The sequence below is a fragment of the Streptococcus viridans genome, assembly GCF_900636365.1.
Lineage (GTDB): Bacteria > Bacillota > Bacilli > Lactobacillales > Streptococcaceae > Streptococcus > Streptococcus viridans_A.
Map to the genome: position 1 here is coordinate 71,472 of NZ_LR134266.1, position 24,442 is coordinate 95,913.

At 44.9% G+C, this 24,442-nt stretch carries 24 protein-coding genes; 18 read left to right on the forward strand and 6 right to left on the reverse strand.

Annotated elements, in window-relative coordinates:
• Positions 1-20: 20 nt before the first annotated feature.
• From EL081_RS00435 to EL081_RS00445, 3 genes are read left to right on the forward strand one after another with little or no spacing between them, the layout of a single operon-like run.
• Positions 21-668, forward strand: a complete 648-nt coding sequence (locus EL081_RS00435; RefSeq protein ID WP_126403599.1) for a YesL family protein — start codon at positions 21-23, stop codon at positions 666-668.
• Positions 669-713: 45 nt separating this feature from the next.
• The gene (locus EL081_RS00440) at positions 714-1,631 is read left to right on the forward strand and encodes a dihydrodipicolinate synthase family protein (protein ID WP_126403600.1); all 918 of its coding nucleotides are present in this window, start codon (positions 714-716) and stop codon (positions 1,629-1,631) included.
• Positions 1,632-1,661: 30 nt separating this feature from the next.
• Positions 1,662-2,555 (forward strand): ROK family protein, encoded by an 894-nt coding sequence (locus tag EL081_RS00445; protein WP_126403601.1) that lies wholly within the window; start codon positions 1,662-1,664, stop codon positions 2,553-2,555.
• Positions 2,556-2,931: 376 nt separating this feature from the next.
• On the opposite strand, the gene EL081_RS00450 is transcribed toward EL081_RS00445, so the two are convergent.
• Positions 2,932-3,771 carry a MurR/RpiR family transcriptional regulator gene (locus EL081_RS00450; RefSeq protein WP_126403602.1) on the reverse strand — a complete coding sequence of 280 codons (840 nt, stop codon included), beginning with the start codon at positions 3,769-3,771 and terminating at the stop codon, positions 2,932-2,934.
• 267 nt (positions 3,772-4,038) lie between these two features.
• On the opposite strand from EL081_RS00450, the gene EL081_RS00455 reads away from it, so the two are divergent.
• The 11 genes from EL081_RS00455 to EL081_RS00510 all read left to right on the forward strand — a co-directional run bounded on the left by EL081_RS00455 (position 4,039) and on the right by EL081_RS00510 (position 15,000).
• A complete protein-coding gene (locus EL081_RS00455) occupies positions 4,039-4,362 on the forward strand; it encodes a hypothetical protein (RefSeq protein ID WP_126403603.1) in 324 nt (107 codons plus the stop codon).
• The gene (locus tag EL081_RS00460) at positions 4,352-6,301 is read left to right on the forward strand and encodes a V-type ATP synthase subunit I (protein WP_126403604.1); all 1,950 of its coding nucleotides are present in this window, start codon (positions 4,352-4,354) and stop codon (positions 6,299-6,301) included. Before EL081_RS00455 ends, EL081_RS00460 begins: the two co-directional genes overlap by 11 nt.
• Positions 6,302-6,342: 41 nt before the next feature.
• The gene (locus EL081_RS00465) at positions 6,343-6,822 is read left to right on the forward strand and encodes a V-type ATP synthase subunit K (protein ID WP_023024938.1); all 480 of its coding nucleotides are present in this window, start codon (positions 6,343-6,345) and stop codon (positions 6,820-6,822) included.
• Between the two features lie 85 nt (positions 6,823-6,907).
• Entirely contained in the window at positions 6,908-7,498 is a 591-nt protein-coding gene (locus tag EL081_RS00470; RefSeq protein WP_126403605.1) for a hypothetical protein, read from the forward strand.
• A gap of 8 nt (positions 7,499-7,506) precedes the next feature.
• Positions 7,507-8,517 carry a V-type ATPase subunit gene (locus EL081_RS00475; RefSeq protein ID WP_126403606.1) on the forward strand — a complete coding sequence of 337 codons (1,011 nt, stop codon included), beginning with the start codon at positions 7,507-7,509 and terminating at the stop codon, positions 8,515-8,517.
• Positions 8,507-8,827 carry a V-type ATP synthase subunit F gene (locus tag EL081_RS00480; protein WP_023027501.1) on the forward strand — a complete coding sequence of 107 codons (321 nt, stop codon included), beginning with the start codon at positions 8,507-8,509 and terminating at the stop codon, positions 8,825-8,827. The genes EL081_RS00475 and EL081_RS00480 overlap by 11 nt, the downstream gene beginning before the upstream one ends.
• Entirely contained in the window at positions 8,824-9,528 is a 705-nt protein-coding gene (locus EL081_RS00485) for a GNAT family N-acetyltransferase (RefSeq protein ID WP_126403607.1), read from the forward strand. Before EL081_RS00480 ends, EL081_RS00485 begins: the two co-directional genes overlap by 4 nt.
• 33 nt (positions 9,529-9,561) lie before the next feature.
• Positions 9,562-11,352 (forward strand): V-type ATP synthase subunit A, encoded by a 1,791-nt coding sequence (locus tag EL081_RS00490; protein ID WP_126403608.1) that lies wholly within the window; start codon positions 9,562-9,564, stop codon positions 11,350-11,352.
• Positions 11,339-12,736 carry a V-type ATP synthase subunit B gene (locus EL081_RS00495; protein ID WP_126403609.1) on the forward strand — a complete coding sequence of 466 codons (1,398 nt, stop codon included), beginning with the start codon at positions 11,339-11,341 and terminating at the stop codon, positions 12,734-12,736. Before EL081_RS00490 ends, EL081_RS00495 begins: the two co-directional genes overlap by 14 nt.
• Positions 12,737-12,757: 21 nt before the next feature.
• Positions 12,758-13,381, forward strand: coding sequence for a V-type ATP synthase subunit D (locus EL081_RS00500; RefSeq protein WP_126403610.1), 624 nt, complete (start codon positions 12,758-12,760; stop codon positions 13,379-13,381).
• 446 nt (positions 13,382-13,827) lie between these two features.
• Positions 13,828-15,000 carry a LysM peptidoglycan-binding domain-containing protein gene (locus EL081_RS00510; protein WP_126403611.1) on the forward strand — a complete coding sequence of 391 codons (1,173 nt, stop codon included), beginning with the start codon at positions 13,828-13,830 and terminating at the stop codon, positions 14,998-15,000.
• Positions 15,001-15,237: 237 nt separating this feature from the next.
• Here EL081_RS00510 and EL081_RS00520 read toward each other — a convergent pair whose 3' ends face one another.
• Positions 15,238-16,410, reverse strand: a complete 1,173-nt coding sequence (locus tag EL081_RS00520) for a CynX/NimT family MFS transporter (protein ID WP_126403612.1) — start codon at positions 16,408-16,410, stop codon at positions 15,238-15,240.
• A 758-nt stretch (positions 16,411-17,168) separates the two neighbouring features.
• Between EL081_RS00520 and EL081_RS00525 the strand changes: the two genes are divergently transcribed.
• On the forward strand, positions 17,169-17,510 hold the full coding sequence (locus EL081_RS00525) for a metal-sulfur cluster assembly factor (RefSeq protein ID WP_126403613.1): 342 nt from the start codon (positions 17,169-17,171) through the stop codon (positions 17,508-17,510).
• Positions 17,511-17,558: 48 nt separating this feature from the next.
• On the opposite strand, the gene ilvD is transcribed toward EL081_RS00525, so the two are convergent.
• On the reverse strand, positions 17,559-19,262 hold the full coding sequence (gene ilvD, locus EL081_RS00530) for a dihydroxy-acid dehydratase (protein WP_006597056.1): 1,704 nt from the start codon (positions 19,260-19,262) through the stop codon (positions 17,559-17,561).
• 238 nt (positions 19,263-19,500) lie between these two features.
• Between ilvD and rpmF the strand changes: the two genes are divergently transcribed.
• Positions 19,501-19,683, forward strand: a complete 183-nt coding sequence (rpmF, locus tag EL081_RS00535; protein WP_003009516.1) for a 50S ribosomal protein L32 — start codon at positions 19,501-19,503, stop codon at positions 19,681-19,683.
• A 15-nt stretch (positions 19,684-19,698) separates the two neighbouring features.
• Positions 19,699-19,848: a 50S ribosomal protein L33 gene (gene rpmG, locus EL081_RS00540; protein ID WP_001265622.1), complete on the forward strand. Its 150-nt coding sequence runs from the start codon at positions 19,699-19,701 to the stop codon at positions 19,846-19,848.
• A gap of 285 nt (positions 19,849-20,133) precedes the next feature.
• Here rpmG and EL081_RS00545 read toward each other — a convergent pair whose 3' ends face one another.
• From EL081_RS00545 to EL081_RS00555, 3 genes are all read right to left on the reverse strand, one after another.
• On the reverse strand, positions 20,134-20,769 hold the full coding sequence (locus EL081_RS00545; protein WP_126403614.1) for an SdpI family protein: 636 nt from the start codon (positions 20,767-20,769) through the stop codon (positions 20,134-20,136).
• Positions 20,756-21,037 (reverse strand): autorepressor SdpR family transcription factor, encoded by a 282-nt coding sequence (locus tag EL081_RS00550; RefSeq protein ID WP_061564603.1) that lies wholly within the window; start codon positions 21,035-21,037, stop codon positions 20,756-20,758. Before EL081_RS00550 ends, EL081_RS00545 begins: the two co-directional genes overlap by 14 nt.
• 209 nt (positions 21,038-21,246) lie before the next feature.
• The gene (locus EL081_RS00555) at positions 21,247-22,953 is read right to left on the reverse strand and encodes an LPXTG cell wall anchor domain-containing protein (protein WP_164555424.1); all 1,707 of its coding nucleotides are present in this window, start codon (positions 22,951-22,953) and stop codon (positions 21,247-21,249) included.
• A gap of 403 nt (positions 22,954-23,356) precedes the next feature.
• Here EL081_RS00555 and asnA point away from each other — a divergent pair, with 403 nt between their 5' ends.
• Positions 23,357-24,349, forward strand: a complete 993-nt coding sequence (asnA, locus tag EL081_RS00560; protein WP_006595208.1) for an aspartate--ammonia ligase — start codon at positions 23,357-23,359, stop codon at positions 24,347-24,349.
• Positions 24,350-24,442 lie beyond the last annotated feature (93 nt).

The following is a 24,442-nucleotide window of genomic DNA, read 5'->3' on the forward strand; positions in this document are numbered from 1 at the left end:
AGAGTCAGAAAGGAGACGGTATGTCACAAAGAGAAACAGGATTGATCAAAACAGTTTTTAATACTGACAATCTGGTGATGCGAATCAGCGAGAAAATAGCGGACTTAGTCACAGTCAATCTTCTTTTTGTGCTGAGCTGTCTGCCGATTGTCACAATCGGGATCGCAAAGATTAGTTTGTATCAAACGGTTTTTGCGATCAAACACCAGCGTCGCTTACCAGTCATTCGGACTTATATCAACGCCTTTCGCGAAAATTGGAAGTTGGGCCTTCAGCTCGGAGGGATAGAGTTGCTCATTTCAGGGATCTGTCTCTTTGACTTGTTCCTCTTTTGGAGCCAGACAGCCTTGCCAATGCAGGTGTTAAAAGCTGTTTGTCTAGGGCTCCTTATCTTCCTAGTTCTGGTCATGCTAGCGGCCTATCCAATTGCGGCGCGTTACCAATTGACTTGGGCAGAGTGTCTACAAAAAGCTCTGATTGTATCTGGTTTGTATTTCCCATGGTTCTTCGTTATGGGGGCTCTCTTGTTGCTAGTAGCTATGGTGTTTGTGACTTCTGTCTTAAGCTTTCTACTAGGACTCATGGTCTTCTTCTTGATTGGTTTTTCTAGCCTGACCTTCCTACAGGTTGGATTGATGGAAAAGATATTTGCTCGTTTTAAAGAATAAAAAAGAAAAATAGGATTTGGTAAACATTCGTGAAAGGAGAAAAGAATGTCAGATTTAAAAAAATATGAAGGAGTCATCCCGGCTTTTTATGCCTGTTATGATGACCAAGGAGAAATTAGCCCGGAGCGGGTACGTGCGCTGGTAGAATATTTTATCGCGAAAGGTGTGCAGGGCTTGTATGTCAACGGATCTTCCGGCGAATGTATCTACCAGAGCGTAGCCGATCGCAAGCTAGTCTTGGAAGAAGTCATGGCAGTGGCTAAAGGAAAATTGACCATCATAGCTCACGTGGCCTGCAACAATACCAAGGACAGCGTGGAATTGGCACGACATGCAGAAGAGCTAGGAGTAGATGCCATTGCGGCCATTCCGCCAATTTATTTCCGCTTGCCAGAATACAGTGTTGCCCACTACTGGAATGAAATCAGCGCAGCAGCACCAAACACAGACTTTGTCATCTACAATATCCCGCAATTGGCAGGGGTAGCTTTGACACCGAGTCTGTATACAGAAATGTTGAAAAATCCACGGGTGATTGGGGTGAAGAATTCCTCTATGCCTGTTCAGGATATTCAGACCTTTGCTTCTTTGGGAGGCGATGACCATATCGTCTTTAATGGTCCAGATGAACAATTCTTAGGTGGCCGTCTTATGGGAGCAGGAGCTGGTATTGGGGGCACCTATGGTGCTATGCCGGAGCTCTTCTTGAAACTCAATCAGCTGATTGCTGAGAAAGACTTGGAAACTGCGCGTGACTTGCAATTTGCCATCAACGGTATTATCGGAGTCTTGACGTCTGCTCATGGAAACATGTATGGCGTCATTAAAGAAGTCTTGCGGATCAATGAAGGTCTAGAACTGGGATCTGTTCGGAGTCCATTAAGTCCAGTAACTGAAGGAGACCAGGAAGTGGTCCAAAAAGCAGCTAGCTTAATCCGTGAAGTCAAGGAACGTTTCCTTTAAAAAAGAGTGTAAATCGGAAAGGAGAGGTGTATGGCCTATTACCTAGCGATTGATATCGGTGGGACCAATATCAAATATGGTCTGATTGATGAAGCAGAGAATCTGATCGAGTCGCATGAAATGCCGACAGAAGCTGAAAAAGGGGGACCTGGGATTCTAGGGAAAACCAAAGCTTTGGTAGAATCTTACCTCGAAGAAAATAACATCCTTGGAGTCTGTATTTCGTCAGCTGGGATGGTTGACCCCGATAAGGGGGAAATCTTTTATGCGGGCCCTCAGATTCCCAATTATGCAGGAACTCAGTTCAAAAAAGAAATTGAAGAGACCTATCAAATTCCCTGCGAAATTGAAAATGACGTCAACTGTGCTGGTTTAGCAGAAGTGATGTCAGGGAATGGCCAGGGGGCTCAAGTTGCCGTCTGTTTAACGGTCGGTACTGGCATTGGTGGCTGTCTCTTGATCAATGGGGAGATTTTCCATGGTTTTAGCAATTCTGCCTGCGAGGTAGGTTACCTTCATCTTCAAGATGGTGCCTTCCAAGATTTGGCTTCGACGACAGCTTTGGTTGAATATGTTGCCAAGCAACATGGAGATCCTGTCGAACAATGGAGTGGTCGTCGCATATTCAAGGAAGCGACCCAAGGAAATACCATCTGTATGGCAGGAATCGATCGCATGGTCGACTACCTGGGTAAGGGGCTTGCCAATATCTGTTATGTTGTCAATCCTCAAGTGGTCATCCTTGGTGGTGGGGTCATGGGACAGGAAGCGATATTGAAACCAAAAATTTCAGGCGCCCTCAAAGACTCCCTGGTTCCAAGCCTTGCAGACAAAATGCAATTGGAGTTTGCGCATCATCAAAATACAGCAGGGATGGTAGGAGCTTACTACCATTTCAAACAACAACAAGCCAGACGCAATTAAATCAAAAAAATGCTCACCACTTAGGTGAGCATTTCAGATTGAAAATAAAGTCTTCTGAGAAACTTTCCTTAGGTGAGTACGGACGTCAGCGAACTTCCAAGAAGTTCCATGGCTTAGTTTTGAACCTAAGGTTTCAAAACTCCCGAGTGCCTGAAACACAATGGTTTCAGGCACTTTTCTCACAGCGGAAAGTTTTTAATCTTCTTAAATGACTGTAAATAAAAGTCATTTTTTGAAAAGTATCTAGCTGTTTTATGTAAAACAATAGTTTATCTACTTTCAAAAACGCTCACCTAAGCGGTGAGCATTTTTTGTGGAAAAGAAAAACCAGAATGCAGAGGAAAGGATCCTCAGCTCCTGGTGATAAATCGGAAGATTAACGTCTACGTGAATCGTAGCCATTGAGTTTTTTGTTTTCCCAATAGCTATTGAAAATTTTCTCCTTGCGCTCCCGATCCATTTCAAGAAAGTGAGCGTAGATTAAATCAATCGTGGTTAAGAAGGGAAGTGTTGCCGTAATACGGTCAATATAGGTGCTTCCAGGTAGGGGAGCAACTGGTAAAATTTCCGTAAAGTCATCTTTGATAGCGTCTGGTTGAGCAGTAAGAAGAACTGTTTTTGCCCCCATTTCTTGCGCATCTAAGAGGCTATGGATAATCGAGCGTGTGGTTCCTGACAGAGAGAAGGCAATGACCAGACAGGATTTATCCAAGATACTGGTCGTCCATGCAAAGCCGTCTTGATCGGTTAAGGCCTCACAAACAACGCCCAGTCGGAGGAAACGAAGTTTCATCTCAGAAGCCACCAATCCTGAGCTTCCTTTTCCAAAGAAGTAGACCCGATCTGCTTGAGTGATTAAGTTGGCGACTTCTTTGATTTGGTCATCTTTGGCTAGGTTTTCTGTAGCCTGAAGGACCTGCTGGTAGCGACGCAAGACATCCTGGGTTAATTCGTCGTGCGGGGATTGTTGCTTTTGAGATTTGGTTTCTTCGTTAAAGTGATAAATAAATTCACGATAGCCTGTGAAGCCACACTTTTGGGAAAAACGGGTCAAAGCAGCTTTTGATACATGCAACAGTTCCGTCACTCTAGACGAGGAAAGAGAGTGTTGCTGTGCTTCAGGAGATAAAAAATAGCGGGCAATGTCTAACTCTAGCTCCGTCATTTCTTCTTGATGGCTCTTAATAATGCTTCGGAGATCACGATCTTGTTTCACAGCGGTCCTCCTTTCAACTGAGGTTACACATGGAGAAAATCCTATAATATATTTCACAGTATAACATAAAAAACCGGGATATACAAGGAATACGACCAGCGAACGACTGAAAGAAGGAACAGAATCAACATCTTTTTTGAATCACCTTTGTTAAAAAAATAAGCTCTGGAAACAAAGGAAAGACGCTGAAAAAAGTTGATAAAATATGATATAATTTACACAAGAATTTGTTCCTTCTCGTAAAGGAAGAGATAAGGAGGTGGAGTGATGGCCAACGCAACTCTCGAAATGATGCAAGAGATTGAAATGGCGGCAGAAGCCGTTGTCGCAAGTTACGAGGATCAGGTCCAAGATTTGCGCCAACAGCTAGGTGATCACCTACAGGAGGTAGCAGCATCTTATGACAAAGAGACCGCTAAGCTAGTAGCAGAGCGGGAAGAGTCCTCGAAAGCGATGATTGCTAGCTTGGAAGCAGACCTTGCAGTGACCAGTCAACGCAATGACGAAAAGGTGCAGCAAGCCATGACAGATAAGCGCGCAGCTTTGGTAGACGAAATTGTAGAAAAGGTGGTAGCAACCTATGGCAATTAGCCCAATGCAACACCTTTCCCTGGTTTTGCCCACAAATCTAATGGACGAGCTTCTCTTGTCGCTCCAGTCAGAGGAATCTGTCCAAATCTATGATTTGAGCGCACAAGAAGATTGGCAAGTTGCCTTTCAGACGAGTGATGGGACCAAAGGATTAGCTCAAAGACTGGATGAACTAAGACGTCGGGAAGAACAGTTGGAAAAGGCCATTCAGGCCTTGGAGCCTTTCATTCCTCAAAAGAAGGGATTAGAAAAACTGAAAGAAGCTCCTTTGTCTTTGTCTTTCCAAGAGCTAGAGTCCCATGGGCTTATCCGTGACGAGCAACGTCTCTTACAGTCGGTGCAAAAGCAATTGGCTGTCTTAGCAAAGGCGCGGGATCGCATCCAGCTAGCCCAAGAAGAGCTTGCCTCTTTGGAAAAATGGGTTGATTTGACAACGACGCCGGACCAACTCAAGCGTTTCCGCTATGTCCGTGGCTTAATCGGTACCATTCCGAATAGTGAACAGGATCAGGCGCGTCAGGCCTTGCTAGCGCACCCAGATGTAGAGGTTGATGTGGTCTTCAGCTCGGAAACGGAGCATGGGGTCGTTGTCTTGTATAAGTCTGGTGACTTAGCGGGTATTCAAGATACGCTGACCAGTTCGCATTTTAAAGAGTTTGACTACCAAGGAGAGGCCCTGCCGAAAGAACGTTTGGAGCAACTCAAGAGAGAGATCAAAGAACAAGGTGCTGTCGAAGCAGCTACTTTGGAAACACTCAGTCAGGCTAAGGAAGACCTCAACCAGCTCAAGTACCAACTCGATTATGTCTTGAGTTTAGGAGCCCGGGAGGAGGCCAAAGGTTCTCTAGCTAGTACAGCCCATTTGGTTGCCCTAGAAGGATGGATTGAAACAGCTCAACTAGAAGCTTTAAAGGCTAAACTTCAAAAGGAATTTGGGAGCCAAGTCGTCTTGCAGACACGTGAAGTCATTCAAGATGAATGGGATCAGGTACCCATCAAACTGAAAAACAATGCCTTGGTGGAGCCCTTCGAGTTGGTGACCGAAATGTACGCCCTGCCCAAGTATTATGAGAAAGATCCGACGCCAATCGTCTCTCTCTTCTACTTTGTCTTCTTCGGCATGATGGTAGCAGATATCGGCTATGGGCTCTTGCTAACGCTGGCAACTGGATTTGCTCTAAAGGCCTTCCAGCTTCAGCCGAGCGCAGCAAAAAACCTTCGTTTCTTCTGCCTCTTAGGAATCTCGGTAGCCCTTTGGGGAGTCGTATATGGTTCCTTCTTCGGCTTTGAGATGCCTTTTGCTTTGATCAGTACGACCACCAATGCCATGACCATCTTGATCCTATCGGTTGTCTTTGGTTTCATTACCGTTTTGGTCGGTCTCTTCCTAGGAGGGATGAAAAATGTCCGCCTGAAAGACTATACGGAAGCCTACAATGCAGGCTTTGCCTGGGTCTTGATCTTATTGGGCTTGATGCTCTTAGCAGTCGGAAATATCCTACCAGGCTTATCCTACCTAGTCCCCATTGGTCAGTGGCTAGCCATCCTCAATGCGATTGGGATTCTGGTGGTGTCCATTGTCAGTGCCAAGAAATTATCAGGACTAGCAGCAGGTCTCTTTAATCTCTACAATGTTAGTGGGTATGTCGGAGACTTGGTCAGCTTTACCCGTTTGATGGCGCTTGGCTTGTCCGGGGCTAGTATCGGTTCAGCCTTTAACTTGATTGTCAATCTCTTCCCAACCCTGGGACGATTCACCGTCGGCCTTGTTCTCTTTGTCCTCCTCCATGCCATCAACATGTTCCTGTCCTTCTTATCAGGCTATGTGCATGGAGCGCGTTTGATTTTTGTCGAGTTCTTTGGCAAGTTCTACGAGGGTGGTGGCAAGCCCTTCCAACCTCTAAAACCGTCAGAACGCTATATCAAAACAAAAAAATAATTCAGTAAATCAATCATACAAAATTTTATAGGAGTATATTCATGGAATCTTTAGCTTCATATTTCTCAACTCATGGGGGGGCCTTCTTTGCAGCCCTTGGTGTAGCCATTGCAGTGGCTCTTAGTGGAATGGGTTCAGCCCTTGGTGTTGGTAAGACCGGTCAGGCTGCTGCTGCACTCTTGAAAGAACAACCCGAAAAATTTGCCCAAGCCTTGATCTTGCAATTGTTGCCAGGTACACAAGGTTTGTATGGTTTCGTTATTGGGATCTTGATCTGGTTGCAAATTAAGCCAGATATGGCTCTTGAAACAGGGGTCGCTTACTTCTTTACAGCTCTTCCAGTTGCGATTGTTGGTTATTTCTCAGCGAAACACCAAGGGAATGTCGCAACGGCTGGGATGCAAATCTTGGCAAAACGCCCAGAAGACATGATGAAAGGAGTTATCCTTGCGGCCATGGTTGAAACCTATGCTATCTTGGCCTTCGTTGTGTCCTTCCTTTTGACTCTTCGCGTCGGCTAATCTAGGCATACCTAAGTCAAAGATGAGGAGGCTTCTCTTCGTCTATTATCGGTGGTGAAGAACTCCAAAGGAGGAAATAAAAACAATGACGGATTATTCCCAATTAAAGGATTCCATCCTTGAACAGGCCCATGAAAAAGGCCGGAAATTAGTGGCGGAAGCGACGGCTAAGGTCCAAGCAGAAGCCCAGTTGCAGGAAGCTCGTTTGGTAGAAGAAAAGTTACACCAACGGGCGGTTCAATTGCAGACGATTGAGCGCCACTTGCAACGTGAAAGCCAACAAATTGAAAATCAAAAGCGCCAATCGACACTGGTCACTAAGCAACGGGTTTTAAAAGAGTTGTTTGCGGATGCCTACCAGAAAATGGCGACATGGTCACGCCAGGAAGAACTCACATTTCTTCACCGTATTCTTCCTCGCTATGCGGACCAAGTAACCGTCTTAACCCTGGGTGCTGTGACGGCAGAGAAATTGACAGATCAAGATCGTCAGGATTTGATAGAGGCCTATCCACAACTTCAATTAGCGACAGAAACTCTTGCCCAAGAAGCTGGTTTTGTCCTTTCCTTTGGCAAAGTAGATGCCAGCTACCTCTACCGTGATTTGGTTGATGCTGTACGGGAGGAGCAGAGCTTCCATATGGCAGCCAGCATTTTTAAAGAAGAAAAGAACTAGGAGGGCCTATGAGTGAACGGACGTATTCTCAAGTAAATACCGGGATTAGTGTACGTGAAGCTAGTTTTTTGAGCCCAGCTCAGTTTGATGCCCTTCTGAACAGTTCCGATGCAGAAGCGCGTGCCAATCTCTTGCAAGGGACGGCCTATGCCTTGGAGGCAGATCAACTGCGTCAAGTCCAAGTGGTCGAGCAAGCCTTGATGAAGCACCTTCTAGCTGAGTACGATTGGGCTTATCAGGTAGCTCCAAACCCAGCTGTGGTCGACCTCTTTGCCCTCAAGTACACCTATCACAATCTCAAGGTCTTCTTGAAAGAGCGAGCAACGGGGCGAGATTTGAATTTCTTGTTATTGGATGCAGGTCCCTATTCCTTAGCGGTTCTTGAACAAGTAGCCAAGACCTTTTCTTCAGAGAACTGCCCAGAATTTATGGCTCAAGAAGTAGCAGCGACCTGGCAGGAATATGTCGACTATCAGGACATTCGCGTTCTGGAGATCGGAATGGATCTGGCTTACTTTGATCATCTCAAACGCTTGTCGAAAGACATGGGGCATCCACTTCTAGAATCGCTGGTCACCTTGACCATTGATTGTTACAATGTCATCACTGTTGAGCGGGCCCTCAGCCTGAAAAAGCCAGGCAGCTTTATGAAGCAACTCTTGTCCGATGCAGGGACCCTCTCAGCAAGAGAAGTCATCCAGTGCGTCGAGCAGGGCAACCTCATCAGTTGGTTCCAACAAGTTAATCCCTTGCCTTATGATGTGGAACTGTCTCGGTACGAAGAGCAGATGCGAGCAGGGAGAGTGAGCGCTGAGACAGTGGAATACCTGGAGCATGTGATCAAGTACCGAATTTTGGAACAAGCTTCCTTTGAGACAGACGGTCCCTTGCCTTTAGCTCGCTATCTCTTCGGAAAAGAGCTGGAGGTGAAGAATCTTCGTTTGGTCTTAACGGGCCTAGATAATCAGCTTCCAATTGACAAAATAAAAGAAAGGATGAGACCGATCTATGGCCAGTAAAACGCAAAAAATTGCCGTTGTGGGAAACCGAGATGCCATCCTTCCTTTTCAGATGATTGGCTTTCAGACCTTTCCCGTAGCAGAGGCTCAGGAAACCATCAATACCCTACGGCACTTGAGCCAAGAAGATTTTGGAATCATCTATCTGACGGAGGATATGGCTCAGGAAATCCCAGATACCATCGCCCACTACGATCGGCAAGTAACCCCAGCCGTCATCTTGATTCCTACTCATAAGGGATCGACTGGACTGGGACGGCAACGCATTCGCGATAATGTCGAAAAAGCGGTAGGACAGGATATTTTATGAGAACAAATGAATTTGGTCAAACGATTGGAGATGCACTGCCGGATTTTACACTGGGGCGCTTGCCAGCTATTGAGCGGATCGAGGGTCGCTATACCGTAATTGAGCGCCTGTCAAAAGAAAAACACGGGGCGGATCTTTATCAGGTCTACGGGCCAGCCTCCCCAGCAGCTATGTGGACCTATCTGTTCAAAGGCCCTGCCCGCAATGAAGAGGAGTGGGACCGCTTATTAGATGATCTCATGGCAGCCCAAGGTCGCTTTTACTATGCGATTGTAGACAAAGATTCGGGCAAGGCATTAGGGACTTTTTCTCTTATGCGGATTGATCCAGCCAACCGGGTGATCGAAGTCGGAGCAGTGACCTACTCACCAGCGCTCCAGAAGACTCGCATGGCAACCGAAGCCCAGTATCTGTTAGCACGCTATGTGTTTGAGGAGTTAGGCTACCGCCGCTATGAGTGGAAATGCGATGCCTTAAACCAAGCTTCTCGCAAAGCAGCTGAGCGCTTGGGGTTCACCTATGAAGGGTGTTTCCGTCAGGCTGTTGTTTATAAAGGTCGGACTCGAGACACAGATTGGTTGTCTATCATTGACCAAGAATGGCCAGCAATCAAAGAGCGTTTCGAAGCTTGGTTGGATCCAACTAATTTCGAGGCCAATGGTCAACAAAAGCAATCTCTAAGAGAGATAGCACAAAAGTAAAACAAAGAAACAAAGGATTCCCAGGAGGAATACATGACTCAAGGAAAAATTATTAAAGTTTCCGGTCCCTTGGTGGTTGCATCAGGGATGCAGGAGGCCAATATCCAAGACATTTGCCGGGTCGGCGATCTTGGTTTGATTGGTGAAATTATTGAGATGCGTCGGGACGAAGCATCTATCCAAGTATATGAAGAAACGTCTGGAGTCGGTCCAGGAGAACCAGTGGTAACAACCGGAGCTCCCCTTTCTGTTGAGTTGGGACCAGGTTTGATCTCTCAGATGTTTGACGGAATCCAACGCCCCTTGGAACGTTTCCAAGAAGTCACCGCCAGCGATTTTTTGGTTCGTGGGGTGCAAGTTCCTAATCTCGATCGTGACACCAAATGGACCTTCGAACCAAGTGTAGCAGAAGGAACTGAGGTAGTCGCAGGAGACATCGTTGGTACCGTTCAGGAGACCAATATGGTGGAACACCGCATCATGGTACCATTTGGAGTCAGTGGACGTGTGACCAAGATCGCAGCAGGTTCTTACACAGTGGAAGAGCCAGTTTATGAGATCGAGCAGGCAGATGGTAGTCTCTTTACTGGTACTTTGATGCAAAAATGGCCAGTTCGTCGAGGCCGTCCCTTTGCACAAAAACTGATCCCAGTAGAACCTTTGGTTACAGGTCAACGGGTCATCGATACCTTCTTCCCTGTGACTAAGGGTGGAGCTGCAGCTGTTCCTGGTCCTTTCGGAGCTGGGAAAACAGTGGTGCAACACCAGGTGGCCAAGTTTGCCAATGTAGACATCGTGATTTATGTCGGTTGTGGGGAACGTGGAAACGAAATGACGGACGTTCTGAATGAATTTCCAGAATTGATCGATCCAACAACTGGCCAATCCATCATGCAACGGACGGTTTTGATCGCCAACACTTCGAACATGCCAGTGGCAGCGCGTGAAGCTTCCATCTACACAGGGATCACCATTGCCGAATATTTCCGTGATATGGGCTATTCCGTTGCCATCATGGCCGATTCGACATCGCGCTGGGCAGAAGCTCTTCGTGAAATGTCTGGTCGTCTAGAAGAAATGCCAGGGGATGAAGGCTACCCGGCCTACCTTGGTAGCCGGATTGCTGAGTACTACGAACGGGCCGGTCGAGTCAAGACACTTGGAACCACTGCGCGTGAAGGCTCTATTACGGCGATTGGTGCCGTTTCTCCTCCGGGTGGAGATATCTCAGAGCCGGTGACCCAAAATACCTTGCGGATCGTCAAGGTTTTCTGGGGATTAGATGCTCAGTTGGCGCAGCGTCGCCACTTCCCAGCCATCAACTGGTTGAGTTCTTATTCCCTTTACCAGGATGAGGTGGGCCAATATATCGATCAGCATGAGCAGATTAGCTGGGCAGAAAAAGTCACCCGCGCCATGAATCTGTTGCAAAAAGAGAGTGAATTGCAAGAAATCGTGCGTTTGGTTGGTCTGGATTCCTTGTCTGAAAAAGACCGCTTAACCATGAATGCAGCCAAGATGATCCGCGAAGACTACCTGCAACAAAATGCCTTTGATGAAGTGGACACCTATACTTCCTTCAGCAAGCAGGTAGCCTTGTTGACCAACATTTTGACCTTTGACCAAGAAAGTCAGAAAGCGCTAGAATTAGGGGCCTACTTCACAGAAATCATGGAAGGAACGGTAGACCTTCGGGACCGCATTGCCCGTAGCAAGTTCATCCATGAGGATCAGTTGGGCACCATCCAAGCCTTGAAAGAAGAAATCGTAGAATCCCTACACCAAATCGTCGCAAAAGGAGGAGTAGACAATGAGCGTGATTAAAGAATACCGTACTGTCAGCGAAGTTGTTGGCCCCTTGATGATTGTCGATCAGGTTCAAGGGGTTCACTACAATGAACTCGTAGAAATCAAGCTCCATGACGGAACAACCCGTCAGGGACAAGTCCTCGAAGTCCAAGAAGACAAGGCCATGGTCCAACTCTTTGAAGGATCTAGCGGGATCAACTTGGAAAAAGCCAAGGTTCGCTTTACCGGACGTCCCCTAGAACTTCCAGTGTCCGAAGACATGGTGGGCCGGATCTTTAACGGGATGGGCAAACCCATCGATGGTGGTCCAGAGATTATCCCAGAGAAGTACTTGGACATTGATGGGCAAGCCATCAACCCTGTTTCGCGGGACTATCCGGATGAATTTATCCAAACAGGGATCTCAGCCATTGACCATTTGAATACCTTGGTTCGGGGTCAAAAACTCCCAGTCTTCTCAGGTTCTGGTCTTCCTCACAAGGAGTTGGCGGCTCAGATTGCTCGTCAAGCGACGGTGCTTAATTCTGAAGAAAACTTCGCCGTGGTCTTAGCGGCCATGGGAATTACCTTTGAAGAAGCCGAATTCTTTATGAACGACCTGCGGGAAACAGGGGCTATTGATCGCTCTGTCCTCTTCATCAACCTAGCTAATGACCCAGCTATCGAGCGGATTGCGACCCCTCGGATCGCCTTGACCGCGGCAGAATATTTGGCCTATGAAAAAGACATGCACGTCTTGGTCATTATGACCGACATGACTAACTACTGTGAAGCCCTTCGGGAAGTATCCGCTGCTCGCCGGGAGGTTCCAGGACGTCGGGGATATCCAGGGTATCTTTATACCAACCTCTCGACCCTCTACGAACGTGCGGGACGCTTGGTTGGGAAGAAAGGATCTGTGACTCAGATTCCAATCCTCTCCATGCCGGAGGATGACATCACCCACCCAATCCCTGACTTGACAGGCTACATCACCGAAGGTCAGATTATTCTGTCTCGTGATCTATACAATAGTGGTTACCGCCCACCGATCAATGTCCTTCCTTCCCTTTCTCGTTTGAAAGACAAGGGTTCTGGTGAAGGCAAGACTCGGAAAGACCATGCAGCGACCATGAACCAGCTCTTTGCGGCCTATGCTCAAGGGAAACAAGCAAAAGAGTTAGCTGTGGTTCTTGGGGAGTCTGCCTTGTCAGATACAGACAAGCTCTATGTCAAATTTACCGATCGTTTTGAGAAAGAATACATCAACCAAGGCTTTACTACCAATCGGACCATTCAAGAAAGTCTGGATCTAGGCTGGGAATTGCTGTCTATCTTGCCACGGACAGAGCTCAAGCGGATCAAGGATGATATGATTGATGAATACCTCCCAAAAACTTCCAAGGAAGCACAAGCCTAGGAGTAGAAAGGAGGAAGTCAAATGGCACGATTAAATGTCAAACCCACCCGGATGGAGTTAAATACCCTCAAAGAGCGTCTGAAGACAGCAACTAGAGGCCATAAACTTCTCAAGGACAAGCGGGATGAACTCATGCGACGCTTCATCGAATCGGTCCGTGAAAATGACCGCCTCCGCCAGAAGGTTGAGGCAGCTCTCATTGGCAATATGCAAGAATTTGTCCTCGCTAAATGTCTGGAGAATGACCTCATGGTCCAGGAAATCTTTGCGGTGCCGACGCGTGAGGTCAGTCTGCATATCGAGACGGAGAATATCATGAGTGTGCGCGTGCCCAAGATGCATGCTCATATCGATAATCCGTATAGAGACGATGAGGGAGACGTGGTATACAGCTACGTGGTTTCCAATAGTCAGATGGATAGCACCATTCAAGAAATGGAAGAACTCCTACCAGACCTGCTGCGCCTAGCAGAGATTGAAAAAACTTGTCAACTCATGGCTGATGAGATTGAAAAAACGCGTCGTCGGGTCAATGGACTCGAGTATGCGACCATTCCAGACCTCAAGGAAACCATCTACTATATCGAAATGAAACTCGAAGAAGCTGAACGCGCCAACCTCGTCAGAATGATGAAGGTCAAATAAGATACAAAGCCGTTAAGCAACTCAAAGGAAAATAGGAAATCCAACGACGAAGCGACCGCTTCTAGTTGGATTTATCTTTTTCCAAAGAGTTGTAGGCGTGTTAAATTATAAGATATAAAGGCGTTAAAAATAGCACCCCAAGTGATGTTTACAGGAGACGGACTTGGGGTGTTTTTTAACCTCTATTCAACTGAAAAATCTTCTAAAATCCCTTGGTTCAGGGCTCTCAAAGGCTTCTGATACAATGAATTTGTTTGATTATCCAAATAGTACTAACTGTCATTAATTGTTAAGAGAATGTAACAAGAAAGGGCTAATGTTACAAATTAGGGTCAGTTAGATTAAAAGAAAAGAAGAGGCATTCCCCGGACAAAAAATGTGGTAGAATATTAACTGTATCTGTATGGAGATAAATCTCCGATAATAAGAAAACGAGGAAAGAACGTATGAAGAAAGTAAACAAAAAAGCTCTAATTGCTTCGACTGTTGCTATGGCGGTCTTGCCATTTACAACTGGTAAAGCAGAATCAAATGGGGACTGGGTTGCCCGTTCTGTAGATGAAATTCGTGCAGATATTTCAACTTCAGAAAACAAACAAACCTACACTATCAAGTATGGGGATACCCTAAGCACGATTGCGGAAGCTTTGAATGTTGACGTAACTGTTTTGGCAAACTTGAACCAAATTAGCAACATTGATTTGATTTTCCCAGGAACTGTCTTGACAACAACTGTCAATGATCAAAACCAAGTGACAGGTGTAGAAATCCAAACTCCTACAGCAGGCAATGCTGACGCAACTGTGACAACTTCTGCTGATTTGACAAACAACCAAATCAAAGTGGACAACCAAACTGTTGCAGTAGGTGATTTGACAAAACCAGTAGCAGATGAAAGCAACCAAGCTGTAGAACTCCCTCAAGCACCTGCAGTTGTAGCAGCAGTGGCAGACCAAGTATCAGAAAGCTTGCCAACTCCAGAAGCACCAGCTGAAACACCTGCCCCAGCAGCTCCAGTAGCAGAGGAAGCCCCAGCACCAGTTGTTGAAGAAGCACCTGCGCAACCTGCTGCAGCGCCAGCTGAAGTAGCGGCTCCTGTAGAAGCACCAGTTGTTGAGGAAGCCCCAGCGGCTCCAGTAGCTGAACCAGCTCCAGTCGTAGAAGTTCCAGCAGAACCAGAAGTTACTGCGGTTGCTTCAACACCACAATATGGTGCACCAGCACCAGTTGTTGATACGACAGCTTCAACTCCTTCAACAGCAACTCCAACTTCAAATGAAGGTCTTCGACCTCAAACAATTAAATTCAAAGAACAAGTGATTAATGAACTTGGCTTGACTGATATTGGTGGTTACCGTCCTGGTGACCCAGAAGATCACGGTAAAGGTCTTGCGGTCGACGTCATGGTTCCAGAAAGTTCAGCGATTGGTGATCAAGTAGCTCAATATGCAATCGATCACATGCAAGAAAATGGAATTTCTTATATCATCTGGAAACAACGTTTCTATGCTCCAGTAAATAACATTTATGGACCAGCAAACACTTGGAATGAAATGCCAGACCGTGGTAGCGTAACAGAAAATCACTACGACCACGTACACGTATCATTTTACGAATAATTAAGACATAGCAAAGAATCAGGATATTCCTGATTCTTTTTTTGTATAAAAAATAGAGAGTGGGACAGAAATCGGTAATTCGTTAGAATTCAATTTCGTCGTCCCACCTCCGCACAGTTGAGTAAGGCTGTAAAAGCTGATGAAATCAGCCTAGTAGAGCCCACTCAACCACTGCGTCTTGCTCGACAATCCAAAGACAATTGAGAGGCTAGGACTTTTGTCCCAGCCTCTATTGGATTATAGGATAACATCAGATTTTTCTACTTGATAGAGAGCCATACTCATAAACAAAGCAACAACAAGAAGAATAAGAATCCCGGGTGTCCAAGAGTGGAAGACTTGTTGGCTTGAACCAAATAAGATAGGTCCAAGTGCAGCAAAGACGTATCCTCCCGTTTGAGCTAGTCCAGAGAGCTGAGCAGTTTTCTCAGGAGAGCTAGACTTCATGGAGAAGGTGACCATGAGGTAAGGGAATAAGATACTCGTAAAACTTCCGATCAAGATATTCAGGATCAACCAGTAAATGAAGTTGTCTGTTTTCAGTAACAGCATGGCTATTCCAGTAAAACCAGCTAAAACAGTTGTCATCAGCATGATGCGACGGTTTCGTTCAGAAAGGCTGGTGGTGAGACTTGGAATGGTCATAGAGAAGGGAAGACTCATCAGGGTAAATACAGATGCTAAAATTCCTGCATTGGCTTGACTGATGCCGGCTTGGGTCGCCATGGTAGGAAGCCAGGTCATCGTGGTATAGAACAAGAGAGATTGTAGACCACAGAAGAGCATGATAGCCCAGACCTTACCATTCTTATACCAGCTAGTCTTATTATCATTAGAAGAGGAGCTTTTTTTCAAATAATGATTATGACGAGCATTGGGGAGCCAGATGACAAGAGCGATCGCACAGACAAGGGTCAGCACCCAAACCAGACCTTGCCAAGAGGTGGCTTGAGTGATAGGAACAGCGACAGAAGAAGCTACCGCAGTAGACAAGCCCATTGCAGTGATATAAAGGGTTGTTAAGAAGCCAAGACGTTTTGGCTCATTGGCTTGGATCAGGCTTGGTAGAAGGACATTGATAAAGGCAATAGCAGCACCAATCAAAAGAGTTCCCACATAGAGGAGAGGCAGATTGATGGTGCGTAGAGCAGATCCAATCGTCATCAGGATCAAGACTCCGAGAAAGAGTCGCTCAATCCCAAAGCGTCTGGCCCAGCTAGTAGCAAAAGGAGAGAAAATAGCGAATGTTAGGAGGGGTAGACTCGTCAAGAGGCCAAGAGAACTTACCTCGACACCAAAGCTAGTAGCGATATCTGATAAGACAGTGGATAGGGTCGTAAATGGGGCCCGCAAGACCACTCCTAGTAAAAGGATCCCTGGAATGAGAAAACGTGAATGGTTTTGTTTCATAATGTACCTCCTTGTTCGAAAATGAACAGCATCCGTATCATTATAGCACAAGAAGTTAGAGGAGGCAAAAGGAATTATCGGGAAATAAAGCCCGTAAAATAGCTGTTTTGCCTACAAATATAGGAAACAATAGAAAGGTCGAACTGAAAAAATTTTTTGAAGGTTTTAAAACTTTTTTCTCACATATATTTATAGGAACGTCATTTTCGCTCCGCTCAAACTGCGTCAACGTACCTAAACTCGCCGATCCTCGTAAAAAAATAAGGAACGTAGTTCTCACTAGCGTTCGAACTGCATCAATGTACCTAAGCTCGTCTACGCCCTTATCAGGCTTAGTTAGATGAAATAGGTTTAGTAATAATTACATAACGCAGTGGTTGATTGGTATCTTTGTTCGCTCTTATAGCTCCAAAGATTACCTAATCAACTGTGCGGGGGTGAGACAACGAACAATTTTAAAAAATTGTTCTGTCTCACTCCCATAAAAAAAGCCACCTGATTTGGTGGCCTTTATGGGAGATTATTATGAAAAAGTTTAGGATTTTCTATCAAACAAAGTTAGGAGGTCTTCATTTGATGGTATTAGTATAAATCGGAAAACTTAAAGAAAGCTTAAGATACCTTCCTGTAATTTAAAATCAGTCTTAAGACGGATGGTTTGATTTGTAGCTATCATTCGATCTCATTCTAGGTTAACTTGCATTATTGTCATAATTGTGAGAAAATAGTCTTCATCAAAGGAGGGAAAGGATAGCGAGATGAGAGAGGATATCAAGATTAACGACCGTGCCCTAGCACTGGAGAAGCAATTGATTGAAAAGTTAGAGCTTGTATTTGATACAGATGTTGAGTTGGATGTCTACAACCTCGGTTTGATTTACGAGTTGGACCTGGATGAGGAAGGAACCTGCAAGGTGGTTATGACCTTTACCGATACCGCTTGTGACTGTGCGGAAAGTTTGCCTATTGAGATCGTCGCTCGTCTGAAGGAGATTGAAGGGATCGAGGATGTCAAAGTAGAAGTAACTTGGTCGCCGGCTTGGAAAATTACTCGGATCAGTCGCTACGGGCGCATCGCCCTCGGATTACCACCACGTTAAATCAATAAAACTCACTTTACGAATTCGTAAAGTGAGTTTTTTCATATCTTATTGTTTACCAGACTGTTCCATATTCCAGAAGTCGGTCACGGCACCGCGTGAAGCAGAGGATACCGTGTGAGCATATTTACCTAGAACCCCGCGACTATAGAGTGGTGGCAAGGTTGTCTCAGCCTTCCGTTTCGCCAATTCTTCGTCTGAGACATGCATGGTGATTTCTTTGGTATCTTGGTCAACTGTTACCAGATCCCCTGTGTGGAGGTAGGCAATTGGGCCACCGACCTGAGCTTCAGGTGCGATGTGTCCAACAACGAGACCGTAAGTACCACCAGAGAAACGTCCGTCTGTTAAGAGGGCTACCTTATCTCCTTGGCCTTTACCAACGATCATGGATGATAAGGACAGCATTTCTGGCATACCAGGACCACCCTTAGGACCTACGAAGCGGACAACAACAACGTCGCCATCCACGATTTCATCCGAAAGAACCGCTTCAATGGCCGCTTCTTCGGAGTCAAAGACCTTAGCAGGACCCGTGATGTTACGAACTTTCACACCTGATACTTTAGCAACCGCCCCTTCTGGAGCCAAGTTCCCTTTCAAGATGATCAATGGACCATCCGCACGTTTCGGATTTTCAAGTGGCATGATGACTTTTTGACCCGGTGTCAAATCAGCGAAGGCTTCCAAGTTCTCAGCTACTGTTTTACCAGTACATGTGATGCGATCCCCATGAAGGAACCCATTCTTAAGAAGATATTTCATGACGGCAGGCACACCACCGACATTGTAAAGGTCTTGGAAGACATATTGACCAGAAGGTTTCAAGTCTGCCAAGTGAGGCACGCGCTCTTGGAAATCATTGAAGTCTTCAAGGGTCAAGTCCACATTGGCTGCGTGAGCAATCGCGAGCAAGTGAAGAGTCGCGTTGGTTGAACCACCCAGGGCCATGGTCACCGTAATAGCATCTTCAAAGGCTTCACGGGTCAAGATGTCAGAAGGTTTCAGTCCCATCTCCAGCATCTTCACAACTGCACGACCTGCTTCTTCGATATCCGCCTTTTTATCCGCTGATTCAGCAGGGTGAGAAGAGGAACCTGGCAAGCTCATCCCAAGAACCTCAATCGCTGTCGCCATGGTGTTGGCCGTATACATACCACCACAGCCACCAGGGCCAGGGCAGGCATTACATTCCAGTTGCTTCACTTCTTCAGCAGTCATGTCACCATGGTTCCATTTCCCGATCCCTTCGAAAACAGAAACCAAGTCGATATCCTTGCCGTTCAGATTACCTGGGGCAATGGTCCCACCATAAGCAAAGATCGCTGGGATATCCATATTGGCAATGGCGATCATCGAACCAGGCATGTTCTTATCACAGCCCCCGATAGCTACAAAGGCATCCACGTTGTGACCGCCCATAGCAGCTTCGATAGAGTCTGCAATGATATCACGAGAAGTCAAGGAGAAGCGCATCCCAGGCGTTCCCATAGCAATCCCATCCGCAACCGTAATGGTTCCGAATTGAACCGGCCAAGCTCCCGCATCTTTCACACCTTCTTTGGCCAATTTTCCAAAATCATGGAGGTGCATGTTACAAGGTGTGTTTTCAGCCCAAGTAGAAATCACCCCTACGATTGGTTTTTCAAAGTTTTCATCTGTCATCCCAGTTGCCCGAAGCATGGCCCGGTTAGGGGATTTGACCATACTGTCGTAGACACTACTGCGATGGCGTGTATCTAATTCTGTCATCTAATTCCCTCTCATCGTATTTTTTATTATTATAGCACAATTTACGGCCCAACGACAGAAGAAAATTCTTGAATTTTCAGACAATTTAACAGAGTGAGGATGGAGAATAGCAGGATGAAAGAAATTATTTGAAAAAAGTTGTCAAGTAACTTTACTTTACAAAAAAGTTTTGTTATACTGTTAAAGTTGATGAAAATCAAACCTAATTGAATTTATATCTTAAAAGGAGAAAAACGAAATGGCAGTACCTGCACGTCGCACATCAAAAGCGAAGAAAAACAAACGTCGTACGCACTACAAAGTAACAGCTCCATCTGTAAACTTTGACGAAGCAACTGGAGATTACTCACGTTCACACCGTGTATCACTTAAAGGATACTATAAAGGACGTAAGATCGCTAAAGCTGCATCAGCTGAATAATAGAAGGGAGATACCATGCGCGTAAATATTACACTTGAACACAAAGAATCTGGTGAACGCTTGTACCTTACTTCTAAAAACAAACGTAACACTCCAGACCGTCTTCAATTGAAGAAATACTCACCAAAACTTCGCAAACACGTTGTGTTTACAGAAGTTAAGTAGGGGTTCAATACGAATCAATACATAAGAAAAACGCTGATTTAAAGCGTTTTTTCTTTTTGCCAAATGCGATATATTTCACTGTATTTCAATCCAAACTCTACCTTTTTCTCTACTTTTTTGGATAAATTTCAATGAATATACTAGCTTATAGAAAGAATATTAAAAACTATGACTTTATGAAAATAAATCTTTCCCTGAAAATTTGGAATTTGAAGCGATGAACATGCAAAAACAACCGGAAAAGAAACAGTTCCCAACTAGTTCTTCTCTGGTTGTTTTTTTATACTAACGATTTTTCCGACTTAATTGATAAGAGTACATCATAGGGATAAACACAATGGCGAGGATGACCAGCACCAATACATAAGAAAGCGCGAATTGAAGGCCAGCTTCCAGTAGGAGGATCAAGCCTCCGAGGACCCACAACTTCCCTGCCAAGCGATGGGTTTTGTGCCAGTTATCTTCACTCTGTAAAGTCCAAGGTAGGCGGATTCCAACCGTATGGTTCACTTTTAGCTTAGGCATGTAGTTGCCCATGATCAAAAAGATGAGCCCTAGCAAAGCCGAAACAAAAACAGATGGATTGGTAGTAGAACCTAGCGCTTTGCTATAGATGAGATAGGAGACGATTAAGGAGACTATTGGAATCAACCAGTAGATTACTTTGACCATTTTCTCATTCATAGTACGGTTCTTAGGATCACGTCCGATCATAAAGATCACAAACAGATGCACCAAGAGAAGGAAAACAGGAAGACCAAACACAGCTAGTGCTTTCGATTGGAAGTTATTGGCCTGACCAGCAGCATTAAAGTGAATCGGGATTTGGTTAGGCAATTGTGACCAAATCATCAGCCCCCAAAGCATGGGAAAAAGTATCACCATAGAAGTTAATATCAATAGTTTTTTATTCGTTTTCATCAGTAGAGTCTCCTTTCAAATCAACGAGCCAGACCATCAAATCCTCCAAGACAGAAGTATTGAGTTCATAGTAGATAAAATTCTTCTCTTTTTCCTCTCGAATTAAATCTGCCTGCTTGAGTATGCTTAAATGATGGGAAATGGTCGCTCCTGCTACATCAAAGTGGCCAGCGATATCGCCAGCGGATAATTTCCCTGCCTTTAGCAGCTCTAAGATACTTCTTCTTATCGGATTCGATAAAGCTTTAAATGTTTGCGCAAAATTCATTCTCTATCTTCTCTAATCTATTTAGATTTCTTTCTAAATAGATTCTAGTACTTCCAGATAGATTTGTCAACTCTATTTTGAAAAAATTCGAAATAGGTCTAAATAGGATCTCCTTACGACCTGCTAGAAGGATGCTGTTGCCAGTAGGAATGTTGTTTTAGAAGACAAAAAACCTCTAGCCATTAGCTAGAGGTTTGATTTAGTCAGGTTTATTGATTTGAAAGTTTACGTTTCAATAAGATAGCGCCTGATAGAACCACTGCTCCTAGGACAATGAATCCAGTAGCTGCGACTTCACCTGTACTTGGGAGAACTTTCTTACGACCTTTACCTTTGCCGTCGCCGGTACCTTCAGTTGTTGAAGATGATGGAGTTGGGGTTGGAGTAGTCGTCACTTTAGTAGTCGGTTCTTCGCTTGTAGTAGTTGTTGTCGTTGTTTCGCCTGTCGTAGTTGTCGTTGTTGAATCTTCTTTGGTTGTTGTAGTAGTTGAAGATGTAGTCGGTTCTTCAGTTGTAGTAGTGGTTGTTGTTGTTTCACCTGTAGTGGTTGAAGTAGTAGTCGGCTCTTCAGTCGTCGTAGTCGTTGTGGTGGTTGTAGTCGTTGTAGTCGTTGTAGTCGTGGTTGTTTCTTCCTTCGGATTGACGATCGTCTTGGTTACTGAGTGATCGGCTCCGAAATCTTCAGCATTGACTTCTGTATCTGCAGATTTAATGCTGTAGCCTGCAGGTGCTTCTGTTTCAGTTAAGATATACTTATCTTTTAACAAAGCGCTGACAGTAATGTTCCCGTTTTCGTCGGTTACATACTCACCGATGACTTGGTTGTTCGCCTGACGTACGACCTTGAATTTCGCACCTTGAAGGGGTTGGTTGGCATCGTCTACTTTGTGGATATTGATGGTAAATACATAACCGACACCAGAGCCACCCGCGATTTGCACAGCTGCAGCATTGGTTACTTCTTTCACCACTGTATTTTTACCTTTTAAGATAGCATCATTTTTTAGGAGTTCACCATCTACAGGCTCGTAGTTGAGCTCAACGTCGTAAGCAATACGATACTGGTCGTTTTCAGTGATATCGCCTAAGTCAACTACAAAGGATTGGCCGTCTTCACTAATGGTCACCTTGTGTTGGTCAGTGACATCTGTTCGGTTGCTAAATTGCCATTCACCTGATACAAAGGCAAAGGTACCTTTCAGCACCTTGATGCTACCAGGCACATAAGAAGCGTTGGAAAATTTCATGTGATCTTCAATGGTCACGCTATTGATATTTTCTCTGGTCCGGTTGACAGAAATGGTATAGGATACCTTCTTGTGATTGTCTGAATTCACCCAGCTCGTCTTTGTCAAAACTTTGGGATTCCCGTCTCCAACTCCCTTGAAGGTTACTTTTCCGCCGACCTTAAGCTCATTGTTAATGGTGATTTCAATTGGGATTTCTCCTTTTTCAGGGTGCTTTTGGAAATCAATCCGTGCATAGAAGAAGAAGGAACCGTTAGTGTCAGAGTGTTTTTCAACATAGTCTGTATAGGTGAGGGAAATCGATTTTTTTGCAGCATCTACGGTTGCGTGAGCGATGATCTCGTTGGTATTCACATCTCGAATCTCGAAGTTATCCGAAGTAATCATTAAAGCATCTGGAACAGTCACGACCGTAGTATCCCCTGCCTTGACATTTTTTCCAGCTAAATCGTAGGTGGCATTAATTCGGAAAGTAGCCCATTGCTCCAACTCCCAAGTGAGATCTCCACCTTCGTTATTGGTGACGTTGACACTGGTAATCGTGTCCGCAAATTTTCCTGTTACCGAAACAGTCGATGTTTCAGCAGATGATCTATTCAAACCTAAAGTGAATAGGGTGGCTAGTAAACAAAGAACAAATGGGAAAATCCAAAATTTCTTTTTATCCATAATTTTCTTCCTTTTTGATAAAATGGGTGTTTAATAAACAATCCTACTCGGAGTCCAAATAAGACGATCAGTAGGTTTCCAAAAGATGGAGTCGCTATTAAACGACACGGTATTGCGACAGGTTACTAGGTTGTTCGTTATGGTGCTGTTAAGAATAAAATCCTCCCTTTGTTCAAACAATCACAAGATCGTCTTCTTAGATAGATTGTAGCACAAAAAGCACCTTATTTCAACAGTATAACTTTGATTGTTAAAATAAAAATGAGTATAAAATAGATGTGTTAAATAGCTGAAAGGAGACGGCCTTGAAATAGCTTTCAAATCCCTCTTTTTGAAGCGGTAAGTATTGCTTTTTCTCTAAAAAAGCGTATAATCAAATTCATACTATTTAAAGGGAGTCTCTATGAAGAAGAGTTTTATTCACCAGCAAGAAGAAATTTCATTCGTGAAAACAACATTTACCCAGTATTTGAAAGATAAGCTAGAAGTTGTCGAAGTTCAAGGACCTATCTTGAGCAAGGTAGGAGATGGAATGCAGGATAACCTATCAGGTGTAGAACATCCAGTTTCCGTTAAAGTCTTACAAATTCCTAATGAAACCTATGAAGTCGTTCATTCCCTAGCGAAATGGAAACGTCATACCTTGGCGCGGTTTGGCTTTGGGGAAGGGGAAGGTCTCTTCGTCCATATGAAGGCCCTTCGTCCGGATGAGGATTCGTTGGATGCGACCCACTCAGTTTATGTCGATCAGTGGGACTGGGAGAAGGTCATTCCTAACGGCAGCCGAAACCTTGCTTACTTGAAAGAAACGGTTGAAAAAATCTATAAGGCGATTCGTTTGACGGAGTTGGCAGTTGAAGCTCGCTATGATATTGAGTCTATCTTGCCGAAACAAATCACCTTTATCCACACAGAAGAGTTGGTAGAGCGTTACCCTGACTTGACGCCGAAAGAACGGGAAAATGCCATCACTAAAGAATATGGAGCCGTCTTTTTGATTGGGATTGGTGGCGTCTTATCAGATGGCAAACCGCATGATGGACGGGCGCCGGACTATGATGACTGGACGACAGAAACAGAAAATGGCTACAAGGGCTTAAACGGGGATATCCTTGTTTGGAATGATAACCTAGGGGCGGCATTCGAATTATCTTCTATGGGGATTCGGGTTGATGAAGACACCCTCAAGCGCCAGATTGCTATTACAGGAGATCAAGATCGTTTAGAATTGGAATGGCACCGTGCGCTCTTGAATGGCCTCTTTCCACTAACTATCGGAGGAGGGATCGGTCAATCGCGGATGGCCATGTTCTTGCTTCGTAAGAAACATATCGGAGAAGTCCAAACCAGTGTTTGGCCGCAGGAAGTTCGCGAACAATATGAAAATATCTTATAAAATAGTTGAAAGTAAAGAAACGAAAGAAATCGAGCCTTGCATGTGATGCGGGCTCTATTTTTATGGGCTGGAGAAGTTACTTTTTCTGTTCCT

What these genes read in the sequence shown, in the direction of transcription:
- EL081_RS00435 (WP_126403599.1), top strand. Translation starts at nt 21, where the DNA reads ATGTCACAAAGAGAAACAGGATTGATCAAAACAGTTTTTAATACTGAC.
- EL081_RS00440 (WP_126403600.1), top strand. Translation starts at nt 714, where the DNA reads ATGTCAGATTTAAAAAAATATGAAGGAGTCATCCCGGCTTTTTATGCC.
- EL081_RS00445 (WP_126403601.1), top strand. Translation starts at nt 1,662, where the DNA reads ATGGCCTATTACCTAGCGATTGATATCGGTGGGACCAATATCAAATAT.
- EL081_RS00455 (WP_126403603.1), top strand. Translation starts at nt 4,039, where the DNA reads ATGGCCAACGCAACTCTCGAAATGATGCAAGAGATTGAAATGGCGGCA.
- EL081_RS00460 (WP_126403604.1), top strand. Translation starts at nt 4,352, where the DNA reads ATGGCAATTAGCCCAATGCAACACCTTTCCCTGGTTTTGCCCACAAAT.
- EL081_RS00465 (WP_023024938.1), top strand. Translation starts at nt 6,343, where the DNA reads ATGGAATCTTTAGCTTCATATTTCTCAACTCATGGGGGGGCCTTCTTT.
- EL081_RS00470 (WP_126403605.1), top strand. Translation starts at nt 6,908, where the DNA reads ATGACGGATTATTCCCAATTAAAGGATTCCATCCTTGAACAGGCCCAT.
- EL081_RS00475 (WP_126403606.1), top strand. Translation starts at nt 7,507, where the DNA reads ATGAGTGAACGGACGTATTCTCAAGTAAATACCGGGATTAGTGTACGT.
- EL081_RS00480 (WP_023027501.1), top strand. Translation starts at nt 8,507, where the DNA reads ATGGCCAGTAAAACGCAAAAAATTGCCGTTGTGGGAAACCGAGATGCC.
- EL081_RS00485 (WP_126403607.1), top strand. Translation starts at nt 8,824, where the DNA reads ATGAGAACAAATGAATTTGGTCAAACGATTGGAGATGCACTGCCGGAT.
- EL081_RS00490 (WP_126403608.1), top strand. Translation starts at nt 9,562, where the DNA reads ATGACTCAAGGAAAAATTATTAAAGTTTCCGGTCCCTTGGTGGTTGCA.
- EL081_RS00495 (WP_126403609.1), top strand. Translation starts at nt 11,339, where the DNA reads ATGAGCGTGATTAAAGAATACCGTACTGTCAGCGAAGTTGTTGGCCCC.
- EL081_RS00500 (WP_126403610.1), top strand. Translation starts at nt 12,758, where the DNA reads ATGGCACGATTAAATGTCAAACCCACCCGGATGGAGTTAAATACCCTC.
- EL081_RS00510 (WP_126403611.1), top strand. Translation starts at nt 13,828, where the DNA reads ATGAAGAAAGTAAACAAAAAAGCTCTAATTGCTTCGACTGTTGCTATG.
- EL081_RS00520 (WP_126403612.1), bottom strand. Translation starts at nt 16,410, where the DNA reads ATGAAACAAAACCATTCACGTTTTCTCATTCCAGGGATCCTTTTACTA.
- EL081_RS00525 (WP_126403613.1), top strand. Translation starts at nt 17,169, where the DNA reads ATGAGAGAGGATATCAAGATTAACGACCGTGCCCTAGCACTGGAGAAG.
- ilvD (WP_006597056.1), bottom strand. Translation starts at nt 19,262, where the DNA reads ATGACAGAATTAGATACACGCCATCGCAGTAGTGTCTACGACAGTATG.
- rpmF (WP_003009516.1), top strand. Translation starts at nt 19,501, where the DNA reads ATGGCAGTACCTGCACGTCGCACATCAAAAGCGAAGAAAAACAAACGT.
- rpmG (WP_001265622.1), top strand. Translation starts at nt 19,699, where the DNA reads ATGCGCGTAAATATTACACTTGAACACAAAGAATCTGGTGAACGCTTG.
- EL081_RS00545 (WP_126403614.1), bottom strand. Translation starts at nt 20,769, where the DNA reads ATGAAAACGAATAAAAAACTATTGATATTAACTTCTATGGTGATACTT.
- EL081_RS00550 (WP_061564603.1), bottom strand. Translation starts at nt 21,037, where the DNA reads ATGAATTTTGCGCAAACATTTAAAGCTTTATCGAATCCGATAAGAAGA.
- EL081_RS00555 (WP_164555424.1), bottom strand. Translation starts at nt 22,953, where the DNA reads ATGGATAAAAAGAAATTTTGGATTTTCCCATTTGTTCTTTGTTTACTA.
- asnA (WP_006595208.1), top strand. Translation starts at nt 23,357, where the DNA reads ATGAAGAAGAGTTTTATTCACCAGCAAGAAGAAATTTCATTCGTGAAA.